The organism is Virgibacillus dokdonensis, assembly GCF_900166595.1.
Classification (GTDB): domain Bacteria; phylum Bacillota; class Bacilli; order Bacillales; family Amphibacillaceae; genus Virgibacillus; species Virgibacillus dokdonensis.
Map to the genome: position 1 here is coordinate 454,218 of NZ_LT745763.1, position 15,429 is coordinate 469,646.

A 15,429-nucleotide genomic window follows, 5' to 3' on the forward strand; every position below is an offset into this window, starting at 1 on the left:
GCTAGTCAATGAGATCTTTTGGGTTGTTAGAAAAACTTAGCTTGTCCCAAGTCTTATGGCGAACGCTGTCGTTTTTCTTATACTATAAACCTATAATCTTTTGTACTTTACTATCGTGAAAAAATTCCCTTTATTTAGCATATGATTTAGGAGGAAAAGTATGAACTTAACAATTAACGTGGTGAACGAACAACCAAGTAAATCTATTGTTTACTTAGCTGGCGAGATTGACGCTTATACTGCTCCAGATTTAAAAGAAGCTTTAATACCGCTTATGAGGCAAGAGGAACAAGTTGTTGAAGTAGATTTAGCGGAAGTGAACTATATGGACAGTACTGGTTTAGGAACTTTTATTAGTGCGTTAAAATCATCGAAAGAGTATAATAGCAAGCTTACATTGGTGAACATCCAAGACCGTGTACTACGGTTGTTTCAAATTACCGGATTAGACGAAATCATGGATATACGTGCTTCGATTCGAGGTGGAAGTGAATAATGAAGAATTTCGATTTTATTGAATTGAAAGTGCCGGCTAAAGCAGAGTATGTAGGTGTAGTGAGGCTAAGTATGTCAGGAATTGCTAATCGGATGGGATTTAGTTATGAAGATATTGAAGATTTGAAAATAGCTATATCGGAAGCCATTACAAATACGGTAACTCATGCCTATAACGAAGAAGATGAAGGTGAGGTAACCATTGGTTTTGGTGTATATGAAGATCGATTAGAAGTGATGGTTGCTGATCATGGCGGTAGTTTCGACTTAAATGAAGTAAAAGACGACATCGGGCCATATAAAGAGAACGAATCAATTGAAGAATTGAGAGAAGGGGGTTTTGGTCTGTTTTTAATTAATGCATTAATGGATAAAGTTCAAATCAATAATGAATATGGAGTCATTGTTTTAATGACAAAGTATATTCATGAATATGAAGCTGAGGTGGGCTTAGATGACGACCAAATCTCAACCACACAATAGCGGAAGAGATGAGGTTTACCAGTTAATTGAATCATTACAAAAAGAGCCTACGGATGAGTATTTACAGGAACAGCTTGTACTTAAATATAAGGATCTCGTGGAGTCTGTTGCACGTAAATATTCCAAAAATAGCGCCATTCATGAGGATCTTGTTCAAGTAGGTATGATCGGTTTGCTTGCTGCAGTACGTCGATATGATTCAACATTCGGTAAATCTTTTGAATCTTTTGCGATACCTACCATTATTGGGGAAATTAAGCGATTTATAAGAGACAAAACATGGAGTGTACACGTGCCTAGGCGGATTAAAGAATTAGGCCCTAAAATAAAAAAAGCTGTTGATACGTTAACAATGGAAAATCAATCTTCCCCTTCCATAAAGGAAATAGCTGACTTTCTACAAGTCTCTGAGGAAGATATTTTGGAAACAATGGAAATGGGAAAAAGCTATAAAGCTCTATCTGTAGACAGAAAGGTAGAAGCTGATTCAGACGGAAGCACAGTTGCTATATTAGATTTGGTTGGAAACGAGGAAGCTGGCTACGAACAGACGGACCAGAGGATGTTATTGGAGAAGATGCTTCCCATCTTGTCAGAACGTGAGCAAAAAATCTTACAATACACGTATTTCGAAAATAAGAGTCAAAAAGAAACTGGTGAATTGTTAGGTATATCGCAAATGCATGTTTCAAGGCTGCAGAGACGTTCGTTACGCAAATTACGAGAAGCTATTCAATCCGAGGATACGGAGGTCTTTGATTAAAAATGGGACAAGTAAAGGTGTCTGTATTTCAACAAGCGAAAACAGGCAATTACTACTGTGGTGATAGTTTTTTTTATGAAGAGACAAACCGTGAATTTGTTTGTGCTATTGCGGATGGGTTAGGCAGTGGAGAAATAGCAAAGGAATCATCTCAAGTTGTTATTGATATTATTCAAAATAATATTCATGCAAGTATTGAATCCATTATTAAAGAATGTAATCAACAATTGCAAGGAAAGCGCGGTGTAGTCATTGGCATTCTCAAACTGGATTTTCAAGCAGAGATGTATTCTTTTTCTTCTATTGGCAATATTGGTGTGTTAACAATAACTGACCATCAGCATAAAAAGCGTAATATACCCAATGCTGGCTATTTAGCTGGTTTCCATCGTCCGTTTAAAATTGTCCGGGAAAAACTCCTACCAGATATGGTGTTTATTATGTTTTCGGATGGAGTGACTGATCGCGATTTATCGCAAAAATATTTGCTGACGAAAAATGTCCAAGAAATTACCGAGACATTTAAATGTTTAGCTAGTGAAAATAGAAGTGATGATACAACATTAATAGCGATGCACTATAGAGGAACTGATTGAAAAATCAGTCCTTTTCGTTCTGGTCTAGGAAATTATCACTAGCGTTGCATAAAAAGTAATGCTTCAAGTCAAGCGTTAATTTTCCATTTGAGACATAGGTAACAGAATTTTCTGATATATGTTATTTGTACACAATGAAAAAAAGACAACAGGCATGAGAGGTAGCCCTTCATCCATTTTTTGAATAGTATATACTTTTAAACGAATGGATCGTATGTTAAATCATCTAAGTGTAACACGTCTCCTGTCTCATATTGTGCTAGGGTCTCTGCAAAAATTCGCTCATTGTCCCACCTTCGTCGTCCACTGGACTCTCGCTCTGGTTCTTTACGCACTTTCAAAATAAAGGTTGCCATGGATTGATCGTAACCATCCTTTATCCAACGCAACATTTCCAGCAAGGTTCCTTTGAAACCTATTTTATTTTTCATTAGGATGATCAGGCAAAAGGTAATCATTGCAAGATAGACTTGATTATAAACGGCATTTTCACTCTTACCATATAATGTTGTAATGACCAAGTGTTGCTTGATCCATTTGAAAAACAACTCTATTTTCCAGCGGTTTCGGTAGATATCGCTGATTTCTTGCGCACTGCGCTTGGCGTCGTTACACACAATCCGAATAGGCTTGCCATTACTATCTGTTGTCTCTATCAATTGTAATGGATGTTTCATGTTTCCGATTGTCACCATGGCATGGCGTGTGATGGGAGAAGATGGATCCACGAGTAACTCTTCCACGACGTGTACCACTGTATTGGCTTTGATACGCGTTGCAAATTTTATTCCTTTTTCCGAATAGGCATCGAACTTCGCAAAGTTGAAGTACCCGCGATCGAATACATGAAGCACATCTAACTGATAAACAATTAATTCATCCAGCTGTGTCTCATCCGCTGGTCGGGCTGGCGTTAGAATCATCTTATCTAGCGAGAGCGTATCATTGCACAACCTAATTGAAGTGTGCATTTTAATCCCGGCTTTTGTTTCTCGAAAATCAGCCCATTCATAGCCACTAAGACACATGGAAATAGTCGATGAATCAATCAAATGCAGCTGAAGCAATGCCTTTCCTGCTTTCACAGGTCCTAGTGTATACTGTACCTTTTGAATGAGATGACGAAGAATAGCTTCTGGTATTTCATGTGGGATTTGTCTATTCTTACGCGAGAGTTGTGACTTACTGATACTGTCTATACCTACTAATCGCTGCACCGTTTTTTTGCGTGAAACAGACTGACTGATTACTGCAAGATTTTCTGATTTTTTAAGTTGTGCGTAAATAAATAAGCGAATATAGGCAATGGTATCTAGCTTTTTCACATACTTGTCTACCCCTTCTATATCAATCATTTTTTGAATAACTTTTGTATCTAATGGATGAATGTATTCCTTGAATACCATTTTTATGGTATGATTGTCCATGAAAGACTCCTTATAATTTGGGATTTGGACAGGACTACCATTCCCTTATTATAAGGTTTTTTTATGCGTTTTTGTATTGATAATTCCTATTATTCTTAGTATTGACACAAGGTGTTTTTTCTTGACTACTTTATAAAAAATTTATGCAACGCTAGTGGGAAATTATAAAATTTTGCAGCTGTGGATAAACGTACTAAGTTATTTAACCACGTCCGGCTCCAGCGCCCAGCAACTAGGCGACTTCACGAATCGCCCTACGATAAGTCATCATTGGTTCGTCAACACCGTCTCACCATGATTCCTAAAACTTTAGTTGCTTCGTTCCACTTGCTACGTTGCTAACAGGGCGCCCCGAGCCTTTGTTCCACTATAGGAAAGTATAAAAGTTTAAATGTTTATAGTATAAGAAAAACTATGCCATTCACCATAAGACTTGGCGACAAGCCAAGTTTTTCTAATGAGGATATCAATCTTAAGGATGGGTGCGTCGAACATTTTTGTCATAGAGACATGTCCATAAGCTTCGTTCTTTTAACGTAGCCATAGCGATAGTAGGAAAGCAAATCATTTTTTGATAAAATAGACCACATGAGTAAAGGAGGAAAGCTTGTGGCAAATGAAATGAATCAAGAATTAAGTTTGTGGGTTGCGAATGAAACGAAAGTAAATGTACCCATTGTAAATAAAGTCATTGCTTTACTAGAAGATGGTAACACGGTTCCATTTATTGCCCGTTACCGAAAAGAAGCTACTGGTGGATTAGATGAAGTACAAATTAAATCTGTTCAAGATAAATGGAATTATGCCGTTCACTTAGCGGAAAGAAAGCAGGAAGTTTTACGTAGCATTGCTGATCAAGGGAAGTTAACAGATGAGCTACAGCAGGAAATAATAGCGGCAACGCAATTACAACGGGTGGAAGATTTATACCGTCCTTATAAACAAAAACACCGGACAAGAGCCACGATTGCCAAAGAAAAAGGATTGGAGCCGTTAGCTGAACTTGTTTGGAGGCAAGAAATTACAACGCTGGCTAATGAAGCAACGAACTATCTTTCAGAGGAACACGAGTTACATACCGTAGAAGATGCCTTAGCTGGCGTAAATGATATTATTGCCGAGTGGATAGCTGATGACCCTGGGTATAGAGAATATATGCGTGAAGAGACGATGAAACGAGGTATGGTCGCATCAGAAGTGAAAGATCGTGAAAAAGATGAAAAACAAGTATATGAAATGTATTATGATTTCCATGAGGCAGTTCGTTCTTTAGTATCACACCGGGTTCTCGCGCTTAATCGTGGTGAGAAAGAAGAAGTACTCAAAGTCACCATTCAACCTCCTACAGAACGGATTCTTGACTTTTTACAACAAAAAATAGTAACATCCTCTGCTCATGCTGATGTTTTGGAATTGTTACAACATGCGATTGAAGACAGTTATAAACGTTTAATTCAGCCTTCTTTAGAGCGTGAGATTCGAAACAACTTAACGGAAAAAGCAGAGCAGCAGGCAATAGAAGTGTTTTCCAAAAACTTAAAAAGCCTTTTACTCCAGCCGCCATTAAAAGGGAAAACAATACTGGGGGTAGATCCTGCATTTCGTACAGGTTGTAAGCTAGCCGTTGTGGATGAAACAGGCAAGGTACACCATGTTGGTGTTATGTATCCGACGGCACCAAGAAAAGATACGGCTGGTGCAAAAAAGATTGTTATGGATTTAATGAAGCAGTATTCAATTGAATTGATAGCGATTGGAAATGGCACAGCTTCTCGAGAGACAGAACAATTCATTGCCGATGTCATTCAAAATCAAAACCTATCGATTCCGTATATTATCGTGAATGAAGCAGGAGCAAGTGTGTATTCTGCATCGAAACTTGCGAGAGAAGAATTTCCTGAATTGCAAGTAGAAGAGAGAAGTGCAGTATCCATTGCGCGTCGTGTGCAAGATCCATTAGCAGAATTAGTAAAAATTGATCCAAAATCGATTGGTGTTGGACAATACCAGCATGATGTTAGTCAGAAAGCATTAAATGAATCGTTGACTTTTGTTGTAGAAACAGCAGTTAACCAAGTTGGTGTCAATGTGAATACCGCTTCTTCTTCTTTATTACAATATGTATCCGGATTAAGTAAGACTGTTGCTAATAACATCGTTAAGCGAAGAGAAGAAGAAGGAAAGTTTACGAACCGAAAACAATTAAAGAAAATCCCTCGTCTAGGAGCAAAAACATATGAACAAGGGATTGGTTTTTTACGGATCATGGATGGAGAACATGCTTTAGATCGAACCCCCATCCACCCAGAGAGTTATGCAGTAACGGAAAAGTTACTACATTTAATCGGTTGTTCCCTGGAAGATATTGGTGCAGATAAATTGAAAGAAGCTATTCAATCGATTAATACCAAAGAAGTTGCTAAACAATTAGAAGTAGGGGAATCGACGCTTCATGATATTGTCCAAGCGTTGACAAAGCCGGAGCGTGATCCACGTGATGATTTTCCACAACCAATTTTAAAGAAAAACGTATTATCGCTAGAAGACATTGAACATGGGATGGAATTACAAGGTACGGTACGAAATGTCGTCGATTTCGGCGTGTTTGTAGATATTGGCGTAAAGCAAGATGGGCTTGTTCATATTTCTAAAATGTCACATTCATTTGTGAAACATCCCATGGACATCGCCTCAGTAGGAGATGTTGTTACAGTGTGGGTAGAAGACATTGATGTGAATAAAGGAAGAATTGCATTATCCATGATTCAAGAGAAGTAATTATTGCGTAAAGATGTCGCTGCTGGAGAAAATATTCTCATACTCCTTTAGATAAGGTTACAAGGGAAAAATGTTTTCATTAAAAAATCCGAACTTTGATTTGGAAATCTGCTAGGAGGATTTCCAATTCGTTCGGATTTTTCTATACGTACATTTATTTAGTGAAAATAAATGAAAAGCTTATTAGGATTTTACACTTTCTGGAACTTGAAGTCCAAGCCCTTGTGCAATACGCTCGCCCCATTCAGCGTCAGCTTTATAGAAATGTTCAATTTGGCGAAGTTTTATTTTATCTCTTGTTACGGGTTTCATGTGATCAACAAATGCTTGAATTAAACGATCTTTTTCATCAGCAGACATTAAACGATATAAATCTCCAGCCTGTGTATAATGGTCATCACTGTCATACGGTACACTATCAGCTTCACCATAGACGTCAAATGGTTTTATTTTTGCTGTTGGATCCTCTACTGGACCATTTACACTATTCGGTTCATAGTTTGGTTTAGATCCGCCATTTCCATTAACTGCCATAAATCCATCTCTTTGGTAATGATTGACTTCTGCTTTTGGACGGTTAACCGGAATTTGGTGATGGTTTACACCAAGGCGATAACGGTGTGCATCAGAATATGCAAATAGACGTCCTTGTAGCATTTTATCTGGAGAAGCTTCAATTCCTGGTACAAATTGTCCAGGTGAGAAAGCTGCTTGTTCGACCTCAGCAAAATAGTTTTCAGGATTGCGATTTAAGATCATTCTTCCAACCTCAATACGTGGATAATCTTTTTTCGACCATACTTTAGTTACGTCGAAAGGATCCCATTTATACGTTTTCGCATCTTCATAAGGCATGATTTGTACATATAACTTCCATACTGGAAAATCTTCGTTTGCAATAGCGTTGTGTAAATCTTCTATATGATAATCTGGATTTTCTCCGGCAATCTTCTCTGCTAAAGAAGCCTCAAGCCCTTTTACACCTTGTTCACTAATGAAATGATATTTTATCCAAAAAGCTTCTCCGTCTTTATTAACCCATTTAAATGTATGACTACCGTAGCCATTCATATGTCTGAATGTTGCAGGGATTCCACGATCGCCATGCAAGTAAGTGATTTGGTGAAGTGACTCAGGAGAAAGTGACCAGAAATCCCAAACCATATCTTTATCTTTTAAATGTGTTTGTGGATTTCGTTTTTGTGTATGAATAAAGTCAGGGAACTTAATTGCATCTCTAATGAAAAATATAGGTGTATTATTGCCAACTAAATCATAATTTCCTTCATTTGTATAAAATTTAACAGAAAAACCACGTGGGTCACGAACCGTGTCGGCAGACCCTAATTCACCTGCTACTGTAGAAAAGCGAATAAATAAATCTGTACGTTTACCTGCTTCGCTTAAAAAATCAGCTTTGGTGTATTTGGAAATTTCATCGTTCGTTACTTCAAAGTAGCCATAAGCACCTGCACCTTTAGCATGAACAATACGTTCAGGAATTCTTTCTCTATTAAAGTGAGCTAGCTTTTCTAGCAAATGAAAGTCTTGTATAAGAGTAGGACCACGTTGTCCTGCTGTAATAGAATTTTGGTTATCAGCTACTGGCGCGCCTGCTGCTGTTGTCATTCGGTTTCTTGTATCCACATTAAATCCTCCCTCTAAGTAATAAATCAGAACTACAATTATATTATAATACAAATCAAAAAAAAATCAATATTTATTTATAATTATTTTAAATAAATAAATGTAATCATGAGATTCGGTTAATATAGGTGAAAAATTGTGGTAAGTTATTGTATAATAATGTTGAAAAATGATAAGGAGTTTATTCAAATGATAATAGTAAATGATAAAGAACTATATCACTTCGTAAATGATGTATCCCTTAACTGGTTCAATAAACCATTCTTTCATAAGGTTAAATTCAATCACCGCTTAAGAACGACAGGTGGGAGATATATTCCTGCTAAAAAAATGATTGAATTAAATCCAAAATACTTGGAAGAGGCAGGAGAACAAGCGTTTATAGGGATTATTAAACATGAACTTTGCCATTATCACTTACATATAGAAGGAAAAGGTTATAAGCATAGTGATCGTGATTTTAAAGAATTAATGTCTGCGACAAATTCTCCAAGGTTTTGTCAGCCATTACCTTCGCAGAGAGAATATAAATATATATATGCTTGTAAAACTTGTCATCAAACGTTTAAACGTCAGCGGAAAATGAGTACAAATAAGTATAGATGTGGCAAATGTAAGGGGAGAATAGCTTTAGTAATGGAGAAAGGTATATGAAAGCTTTTGGTGAAGTAAGTATAAACTTAAAGAAAATAGGAAAATACTATTGACGATTTTTGTCATTCGTGATACATTAAATAGGCTGTCAATTACATATTAATTGCAACCAAAAATGAGTTTATAAAATTTAGTTAATCTATTGACATTTAGTTTGATTTGATGTATTATATTTCTCGTTGTGATTTATTCAACTTATATTATTCCACAGTAGCTCAGTGGTAGAGCAATCGGCTGTTAACCGATCGGTCGTAGGTTCGAATCCTACCTGTGGAGCCAATTATGGAGAAGTACTCAAGTGGCTGAAGAGGCGCCCCTGCTAAGGGTGTAGGTCGCGTAAGCGGCGCGAGGGTTCAAATCCCTCCTTCTCCGCCATTTTATGGCCCGTTGGTCAAGCGGTTAAGACACCGCCCTTTCACGGCGGTAACACGGGTTCGAATCCCGTACGGGTCATTCTAAAAAATGAATAGGTCGGGTCCGGTAGTTCAGTTGGTTAGAATGCCTGCCTGTCACGCAGGAGGTCGCGGGTTCGAGTCCCGTCCGGACCGCCATTGTTGGGCTATAGCCAAGCGGTAAGGCATCGGGTTTTGATCCCGTGTATCCTAGGTTCGAATCCTAGTAGCCCAGCCATTTTTGCTTTTTAATGGATCTTTACAAGTTTACTATATCTTTGTTCTCGTAATAAGACAACAGAGAATTTCTAATCAGAAATAGGAGCCATTAGCTCAGTCGGTAGAGCATCTGACTTTTAATCAGAGGGTCGGAGGTTCGAATCCTCCATGGCTCACCATTACACATTTAAATATTGCGGGTGTGGCGGAATTGGCAGACGCGCTAGACTTAGGATCTAGTGTCTTCGGACGTGGGGGTTCAACTCCCTTCACCCGCATTAAGATATAACTGTTTTCTTCATACTATACTATAGAAGAAACTCGCAACTACCTCATCACAAAAAACGAGTTGCTGTAAATTTTGGTTTCAGCTCCAAATTAATTGTGAAAAGGGAAGGTTAGGTAATAGTTTGCTTTTGCTTAAGCAGTTGCTACTATAGGGTATAGACTAATTGAAAGTTTATCTTAGTCTTAGTAAAATAAGTTCATTTAGAAGCTGTGATATACAGCCTTTTATTTTCCGCTTCATATATTGCGGTCGTGGCGGAATGGCAGACGCGCTAGGTTGAGGGCCTAGTGGGTGTATAACCCGTGGAGGTTCAAGTCCTCTCGACCGCATCAAAATTAATGAAATATTTTTTGCGCCCGTAGCTCAATTGGATAGAGCGTTTGACTACGGATCAAGAGGTTAGGGGTTCGACTCCTCTCGGGCGCGCCATATTACGGGAAGTAGCTCAGCTTGGTAGAGCACATGGTTTGGGACCATGGGGTCGCAGGTTCAAATCCTGTCTTCCCGACCATCGCACATTTGATGTGCGGGTGTAGTTTAATGGTAAAACCTCAGCCTTCCAAGCTGATGACGAGGGTTCGATTCCCTTCACCCGCTCCAATTAATTTTATGGGCCTGTAGCTCAGCTGGTTAGAGCGCACGCCTGATAAGCGTGAGGTCGGTGGTTCAAGTCCACTCAGGCCCATTTGCTTGCTATGCTAGGGAGTATGAACTTTATAGTTTATAGTTTGTAGTTTGTAGTTCAAAGGAAATGAAAACTTTAGCATGAAGCTAATTTTCTCTAAAACTGGCAAGGCAAGATGATCTTATCATAAAAGAAATGTTGTCCACTAAAACAAATTATATTTTTAATAGAAAAGTGTTGACATTTCATTCTCTAGGTGATATGATATAAAAGTTGCTTCGTTGAAAGCAACGAAAAAAATTTGCTCTTTGAAAACTGAACAAAACAACCAGTATGTCAAGGAAAAACAAACCCTGTTTTTCTTAAGAAATAAACTGAGAGAAATCTCAGAAGAAGCTAAGAATGATGAAGAACGGTGTTCATCATCACAAACTTTTATGGAGAGTTTGATCTTGGCTCAGGACGAACGCTGGCGGCGTGCCTAATACATGCAAGTCGAGCGCGGGAAGCAAGCAGATCTCTTTCGGGAGTGACGCTTGTGGAACGAGCGGCGGACGGGTGAGTAACACGTGGGCAACCTACCTGTAAGACTGGGATAACTCCGGGAAACCGGGGCTAATACCAGATGAAACAAAGCGTCGCATGACGCAATGTTAAAAGGCGGCATATGCTGTCACTTACAGATGGGCCCGCGGCGCATTAGCTAGTTGGTGAGGTAAAGGCTCACCAAGGCAACGATGCGTAGCCGACCTGAGAGGGTGATCGGCCACACTGGGACTGAGACACGGCCCAGACTCCTACGGGAGGCAGCAGTAGGGAATCTTCCGCAATGGACGAAAGTCTGACGGAGCAACGCCGCGTGAGTGATGAAGGTTTTCGGATCGTAAAACTCTGTTGTTAGGGAAGAACAAGTGCCATTCGAATAGGTTGGCACCTTGACGGTACCTAACCAGAAAGCCCCGGCTAACTACGTGCCAGCAGCCGCGGTAATACGTAGGGGGCAAGCGTTGTCCGGAATTATTGGGCGTAAAGCGCGCGCAGGCGGTCCTTTAAGTCTGATGTGAAAGCCCACGGCTTAACCGTGGAGGGCCATTGGAAACTGGAGGACTTGAGTACAGAAGAGGAGAGTGGAATTCCACGTGTAGCGGTGAAATGCGTAGAGATGTGGAGGAACACCAGTGGCGAAGGCGACTCTCTGGTCTGTAACTGACGCTGAGGTGCGAAAGCGTGGGTAGCGAACAGGATTAGATACCCTGGTAGTCCACGCCGTAAACGATGAGTGCTAGGTGTTAGGGGGTTTCCGCCCCTTAGTGCTGAAGTTAACGCATTAAGCACTCCGCCTGGGGAGTACGGCCGCAAGGCTGAAACTCAAAAGAATTGACGGGGACCCGCACAAGCGGTGGAGCATGTGGTTTAATTCGAAGCAACGCGAAGAACCTTACCAGGTCTTGACATCCTCTGACACCCCTAGAGATAGGGCATTCCCTTCGGGGACAGAGTGACAGGTGGTGCATGGTTGTCGTCAGCTCGTGTCGTGAGATGTTGGGTTAAGTCCCGCAACGAGCGCAACCCTTGATCTTAGTTGCCAGCATTTAGTTGGGCACTCTAAGGTGACTGCCGGTGACAAACCGGAGGAAGGTGGGGATGACGTCAAATCATCATGCCCCTTATGACCTGGGCTACACACGTGCTACAATGGATGGAACAAAGGGCAGCGAAGCCGCGAGGCCAAGCAAATCCCATAAAACCATTCTCAGTTCGGATTGCAGGCTGCAACTCGCCTGCATGAAGCCGGAATCGCTAGTAATCGCGGATCAGCATGCCGCGGTGAATACGTTCCCGGGTCTTGTACACACCGCCCGTCACACCACGAGAGTTGGTAACACCCGAAGTCGGTGAGGTAACCTTTTGGAGCCAGCCGCCGAAGGTGGGACCAATGATTGGGGTGAAGTCGTAACAAGGTAGCCGTATCGGAAGGTGCGGCTGGATCACCTCCTTTCTAAGGATTATGAAGGAAACATACTTGGTTGTTTGGTTCAGTTTTGAGAGAGTAAATGCTTGTCTCTCAAGGATGAGATAGAAGGATCTTCTGTTAAAACCCGTCACGTCCTGTGACGAACACAGAAGTCACCACATCCTGTGGAAGCTTGTACCTTGAAAACTAAATAAGAGTAACAACGACATCAAACCAAAAACTGAAAAGCAATATGCTTATTCATAGATAAAAATGTAAGATTAGTTAAGTGAATAAGGGCGCACGGTGGATGCCTTGGCACTAGGAGCCGAAGAAGGACGGGACTAACACCGATATGTCCTGGGGAGTCGTAAGTAGACATCGATCCAGGAATTTCCGAATGGGGGAACCCGCTGCTCGTAATGGAGCAGTACTTCTATCTGAATTCATAGGGTAGAAGAGGCATACCCGGGGAACTGAAACATCTCAGTACCCGGAGGAAGAGAAAGCAAACGCGATTTCCCGAGTAGCGGCGAGCGAAACGGAATTAGCCCAAACCAGAAGGCTTGCCTTCTGGGGTTGTAGGACACTCCATTGGAGTTATCAAGAGATTCTTTAGATGAAGCGATCTGGAAAGGTCGGCCAAAGAAGGTAACAGCCCTGTAATCGAAAAAGAATCTCCTCCGGAGTGGATCCTGAGTACGGCGGAACACGAGGAATTCCGTCGGAATCCGGGAGGACCATCTCCCAAGGCTAAATACTCCCTAGTGACCGNGAAAAATGACTTTTTTCAACAAATATCTTGATTTTTTCACAAAAACGATTATAATAAGATTTGTGCCTCTTTGAAGCACAACATAACAGATAGCAACTTTGCCTGGTAGTAATGGCGGAGAGGTCACACCTGTTCCCATGCCGAACACAGTAGTTAAGCTCTCCAGCGCCGATGGTAGTTGGGACTTTGTCCCTGCAAGAGTAGGACGCCGCCAGGCAAAATTTATCTATATTTTGTAAAAAAAACTTATTTCATATCGCGGGGTGGAGCAGTCTGGTAGCTCGTTGGGCTCATAACCCAAAGGTCGTAGGTTCAAATCCTGCCCCCGCAACCAAATTATTATCTAAAAATAAATCAAAATGACATTTCCACTGTCAGAATATTAACATAATAAATTTGGTCCGGTAGTTCAGTTGGTTAGAATGCCTGCCTGTCACGCAGGAGGTCGCGGGTTCGAGTCCCGTCCGGACCGCCAGATAAATAGAATTCAACACACATGGTTTTAATAAAATCGTGTGTTTTTTATTTTCTTTTAAAATGTTGGCTTATCACCAGATTTCTATGGTGAGTAACGCTGTCGTTTTGTTTCTACGATAAAACTAAAAATTTATATTCCAGATATAAGGTGCTGTAAGACTTCCACTTCTAGAATACCATCTAATCACCGCTTTGTTTAGAATCCTTTAGCTTATACCTTATGGTACTAACAATTACTGGGGGGTGTAAAAAACTCCCACAGATTGTAGATCACTTTATACTTTCCTGTAGTGTAAAACAAAATCACAATACAAATCTTTTCTCCACAATACCAGTATTTCCTTTTTCTTTTTCCCGCATTTTTTGCTATCATAAATATAGTTATATATGAAATTTGGTGAGCGACAAGTGGATGAGTTTCAATTTATAAACACAATTAAACAAAATTACTACAGACAGTCATCTGTGGTAAAAGGTATAGGCGATGATGCAGCCGTTTTTCGGCAAAATACAAAAGATATCGTTACTGCTGTTGATACGTTTGTGGAAGGTGTTCATTTTCGAAAAGATACGATGTCTGCTTATGATATTGGTTTTCGTGCTTTAGTGGCAAATATTAGTGATTTAGCTGCTATGGGTGCTCAACCTGCTTTTTATTTGGTTTCCATTGTTTTTCCCAGCCATTGGTCCCCACAAGAAGTGCAGCATATTTTCCAAGGAATGAAGGCAATAGGAAGAAGTTATAATATGGATTTAATTGGGGGGGACACAGTGTCTGGAAACGAACTCGTTTTAACAATTACTGTTATAGGCTATGTTGAAAAAGCACAAGCTCGATATAGACATCATGCCAGAGCTGGTGATATTGTCTTTGTTACGGGAACTTTAGGTGATTCACAAGCTGGTTATCATATTATAACAAATCAAAAGAAGTATAAAGATGCTGCTTATTACACGGAACGCCACCGAAGACCAGTTCCTCGAGTTGATTTTGCTCTTGGGATACCTAGAACAGTTCGCGTTGCGTTAAACGATGTGAGTGATGGTATAGCTAATGAGGCTGCAGAGATAGCAACAGCATCAGATGTAAGCATGCAACTTTTTGATGAAGCCATTCCGGTCCATGAGAGTTTTCATCAGTTTTCTAAGTCTAAGCAGTATCAATGGAAGTATTTTGGCGGAGAGGACTTTGAATTAATAGGTACAGTTGCTGCAACGAATTGGGATATATTAGTTGATACTGCAAAAAGAGTCAATTTACAACTGACGCAAATAGGAAAGGTATTTTATGAACCCGAATATAATCATGTTTACATAAACAAAGGAAATCAGCAATTAGAAAGATTGCTACAAAAAGGGTATAATCACTTAAAGTAGGTGTACAGATTAAATGTATGAAATAATAACAAATACAGAAGAAACAACCATAGATTTAGGCGAAAAGTTGGCTTTGTTATTGAGTCCTGGAGATGTTGTTACGTTAGAAGGCGATCTTGGTACGGGAAAAACTACATTCACAAAAGGCTTAGCTACAGGGCTTGGAGTAAAACGACATGTATCTAGCCCGACATTCACAATTATTAAGGAATATGAAGGTGAATTGCCTCTTTATCATATGGATGTGTATCGGTTGGAAAATAGCGAAGAGGATATAGGTTTTGATGAGTATTTTCATGGAGAAGGAATAACGGTTGTGGAATGGCCGCAATTTATAGCTTCTTTCTTACCAGGAGAGTATTTGGAGGTAAAGCTTGCTAGTATTGACGAAAAATCACGAAAGTTTACCTTTATCCCACATGGTTATCACCATGAATGGGTAGTAGAACAGTTAAAAAGTTAATTCGACATACGAGGA

At 40.1% G+C, this 15,429-nt stretch carries 10 protein-coding genes, 14 tRNA genes, 2 rRNA genes and 1 other annotated feature; of the genes, 24 read left to right on the forward strand and 2 right to left on the reverse strand.

Annotation, left to right across the window (positions count from 1 at the left end):
* The first annotated feature begins 160 nt into the window (after positions 1-160).
* From B2C77_RS03840 to B2C77_RS03855, 4 genes are read left to right on the forward strand one after another with little or no spacing between them, the layout of a single operon-like run.
* Positions 161-496, forward strand: a complete 336-nt coding sequence (locus B2C77_RS03840) for an STAS domain-containing protein (RefSeq protein ID WP_077702492.1) — start codon at positions 161-163, stop codon at positions 494-496.
* Complete coding sequence (rsbW, locus tag B2C77_RS03845) at positions 496-978, forward strand: anti-sigma B factor RsbW (RefSeq protein WP_077702493.1); 483 nt, start codon at positions 496-498, stop codon at positions 976-978. The genes B2C77_RS03840 and rsbW overlap by 1 nt, the downstream gene beginning before the upstream one ends.
* On the forward strand, positions 950-1,741 hold the full coding sequence (gene sigB, locus B2C77_RS03850; RefSeq protein ID WP_077702494.1) for an RNA polymerase sigma factor SigB: 792 nt from the start codon (positions 950-952) through the stop codon (positions 1,739-1,741). Before rsbW ends, sigB begins: the two co-directional genes overlap by 29 nt.
* Positions 1,742-1,743: 2 nt before the next feature.
* Positions 1,744-2,337 carry a SpoIIE family protein phosphatase gene (locus tag B2C77_RS03855; protein WP_077702495.1) on the forward strand — a complete coding sequence of 198 codons (594 nt, stop codon included), beginning with the start codon at positions 1,744-1,746 and terminating at the stop codon, positions 2,335-2,337.
* A gap of 197 nt (positions 2,338-2,534) precedes the next feature.
* Here B2C77_RS03855 and B2C77_RS03860 read toward each other — a convergent pair whose 3' ends face one another.
* A complete protein-coding gene (locus B2C77_RS03860; protein WP_077702295.1) occupies positions 2,535-3,764 on the reverse strand; it encodes an IS4 family transposase in 1,230 nt (409 codons plus the stop codon).
* Positions 3,765-4,385: 621 nt separating this feature from the next.
* On the opposite strand from B2C77_RS03860, the gene B2C77_RS03865 reads away from it, so the two are divergent.
* Complete coding sequence (locus B2C77_RS03865) at positions 4,386-6,542, forward strand: Tex family protein (RefSeq protein WP_077706818.1); 2,157 nt, start codon at positions 4,386-4,388, stop codon at positions 6,540-6,542.
* Between the two features lie 183 nt (positions 6,543-6,725).
* Here B2C77_RS03865 and B2C77_RS03870 read toward each other — a convergent pair whose 3' ends face one another.
* Positions 6,726-8,171, reverse strand: a complete 1,446-nt coding sequence (locus B2C77_RS03870) for a catalase (protein ID WP_077706819.1) — start codon at positions 8,169-8,171, stop codon at positions 6,726-6,728.
* 207 nt (positions 8,172-8,378) lie between these two features.
* Between B2C77_RS03870 and B2C77_RS03875 the strand changes: the two genes are divergently transcribed.
* The 19 genes from B2C77_RS03875 to tsaE all read left to right on the forward strand — a co-directional run bounded on the left by B2C77_RS03875 (position 8,379) and on the right by tsaE (position 15,414).
* On the forward strand, positions 8,379-8,843 hold the full coding sequence (locus B2C77_RS03875; RefSeq protein ID WP_077702496.1) for a SprT family protein: 465 nt from the start codon (positions 8,379-8,381) through the stop codon (positions 8,841-8,843).
* A 204-nt stretch (positions 8,844-9,047) separates the two neighbouring features.
* Positions 9,048-9,122: transfer RNA gene (locus tag B2C77_RS03880), tRNA-Asn, on the forward strand.
* Positions 9,123-9,127: 5 nt separating this feature from the next.
* A tRNA-Ser gene (locus tag B2C77_RS03885) sits at positions 9,128-9,218 on the forward strand.
* Positions 9,219-9,224: 6 nt separating this feature from the next.
* Positions 9,225-9,296: transfer RNA gene (locus tag B2C77_RS03890), tRNA-Glu, on the forward strand.
* Positions 9,297-9,317: 21 nt separating this feature from the next.
* Positions 9,318-9,394, forward strand: a tRNA-Asp gene (locus B2C77_RS03895).
* A gap of 4 nt (positions 9,395-9,398) precedes the next feature.
* Positions 9,399-9,473, forward strand: a tRNA-Gln gene (locus B2C77_RS03900).
* A gap of 84 nt (positions 9,474-9,557) precedes the next feature.
* Positions 9,558-9,633: transfer RNA gene (locus tag B2C77_RS03905), tRNA-Lys, on the forward strand.
* A gap of 17 nt (positions 9,634-9,650) precedes the next feature.
* Positions 9,651-9,732 (forward strand) — tRNA-Leu (locus B2C77_RS03910).
* Positions 9,733-9,988: 256 nt separating this feature from the next.
* Positions 9,989-10,072: transfer RNA gene (locus tag B2C77_RS03915), tRNA-Leu, on the forward strand.
* Positions 10,073-10,095: 23 nt separating this feature from the next.
* Positions 10,096-10,172 (forward strand) — tRNA-Arg (locus B2C77_RS03920).
* 5 nt (positions 10,173-10,177) lie between these two features.
* Positions 10,178-10,254, forward strand: a tRNA-Pro gene (locus B2C77_RS03925).
* A gap of 15 nt (positions 10,255-10,269) precedes the next feature.
* A tRNA-Gly gene (locus tag B2C77_RS03930) sits at positions 10,270-10,343 on the forward strand.
* Between the two features lie 11 nt (positions 10,344-10,354).
* Positions 10,355-10,428, forward strand: a tRNA-Ile gene (locus tag B2C77_RS03935).
* Between the two features lie 374 nt (positions 10,429-10,802).
* Positions 10,803-12,367: ribosomal RNA gene (locus tag B2C77_RS03940) — 16S ribosomal RNA — on the forward strand.
* 272 nt (positions 12,368-12,639) lie between these two features.
* Positions 12,640-13,095, forward strand: a sequence feature (23S ribosomal RNA rRNA prediction is too short).
* Between the two features lie 103 nt (positions 13,096-13,198).
* Positions 13,199-13,314 (forward strand): 5S ribosomal RNA (gene rrf, locus B2C77_RS03945).
* A gap of 40 nt (positions 13,315-13,354) precedes the next feature.
* Positions 13,355-13,431, forward strand: a tRNA-Met gene (locus tag B2C77_RS03950).
* A gap of 64 nt (positions 13,432-13,495) precedes the next feature.
* Positions 13,496-13,572: transfer RNA gene (locus B2C77_RS03955), tRNA-Asp, on the forward strand.
* Positions 13,573-13,961: 389 nt separating this feature from the next.
* On the forward strand, positions 13,962-14,951 hold the full coding sequence (gene thiL, locus B2C77_RS03960; protein ID WP_254843930.1) for a thiamine-phosphate kinase: 990 nt from the start codon (positions 13,962-13,964) through the stop codon (positions 14,949-14,951).
* Between the two features lie 13 nt (positions 14,952-14,964).
* Complete coding sequence (gene tsaE, locus B2C77_RS03965) at positions 14,965-15,414, forward strand: tRNA (adenosine(37)-N6)-threonylcarbamoyltransferase complex ATPase subunit type 1 TsaE (RefSeq protein ID WP_077702498.1); 450 nt, start codon at positions 14,965-14,967, stop codon at positions 15,412-15,414.
* Positions 15,415-15,429: the final 15 nt, after the last annotated feature.

Coding starts and splice junctions, on each gene's coding strand:
- B2C77_RS03875 (WP_077702496.1), top strand. CDS start 8,379: ATGATAATAGTAAATGATAAAGAACTATATCACTTCGTAAATGATGTA.
- B2C77_RS03855 (WP_077702495.1), top strand. CDS start 1,744: ATGGGACAAGTAAAGGTGTCTGTATTTCAACAAGCGAAAACAGGCAAT.
- B2C77_RS03870 (WP_077706819.1), bottom strand. CDS start 8,171: ATGACAACAGCAGCAGGCGCGCCAGTAGCTGATAACCAAAATTCTATT.
- rsbW (WP_077702493.1), top strand. CDS start 496: ATGAAGAATTTCGATTTTATTGAATTGAAAGTGCCGGCTAAAGCAGAG.
- B2C77_RS03860 (WP_077702295.1), bottom strand. CDS start 3,764: ATGGACAATCATACCATAAAAATGGTATTCAAGGAATACATTCATCCA.
- sigB (WP_077702494.1), top strand. CDS start 950: ATGACGACCAAATCTCAACCACACAATAGCGGAAGAGATGAGGTTTAC.
- B2C77_RS03865 (WP_077706818.1), top strand. CDS start 4,386: ATGAATCAAGAATTAAGTTTGTGGGTTGCGAATGAAACGAAAGTAAAT.
- B2C77_RS03840 (WP_077702492.1), top strand. CDS start 161: ATGAACTTAACAATTAACGTGGTGAACGAACAACCAAGTAAATCTATT.
- tsaE (WP_077702498.1), top strand. CDS start 14,965: ATGTATGAAATAATAACAAATACAGAAGAAACAACCATAGATTTAGGC.
- thiL (WP_254843930.1), top strand. CDS start 13,962: ATGAAATTTGGTGAGCGACAAGTGGATGAGTTTCAATTTATAAACACA.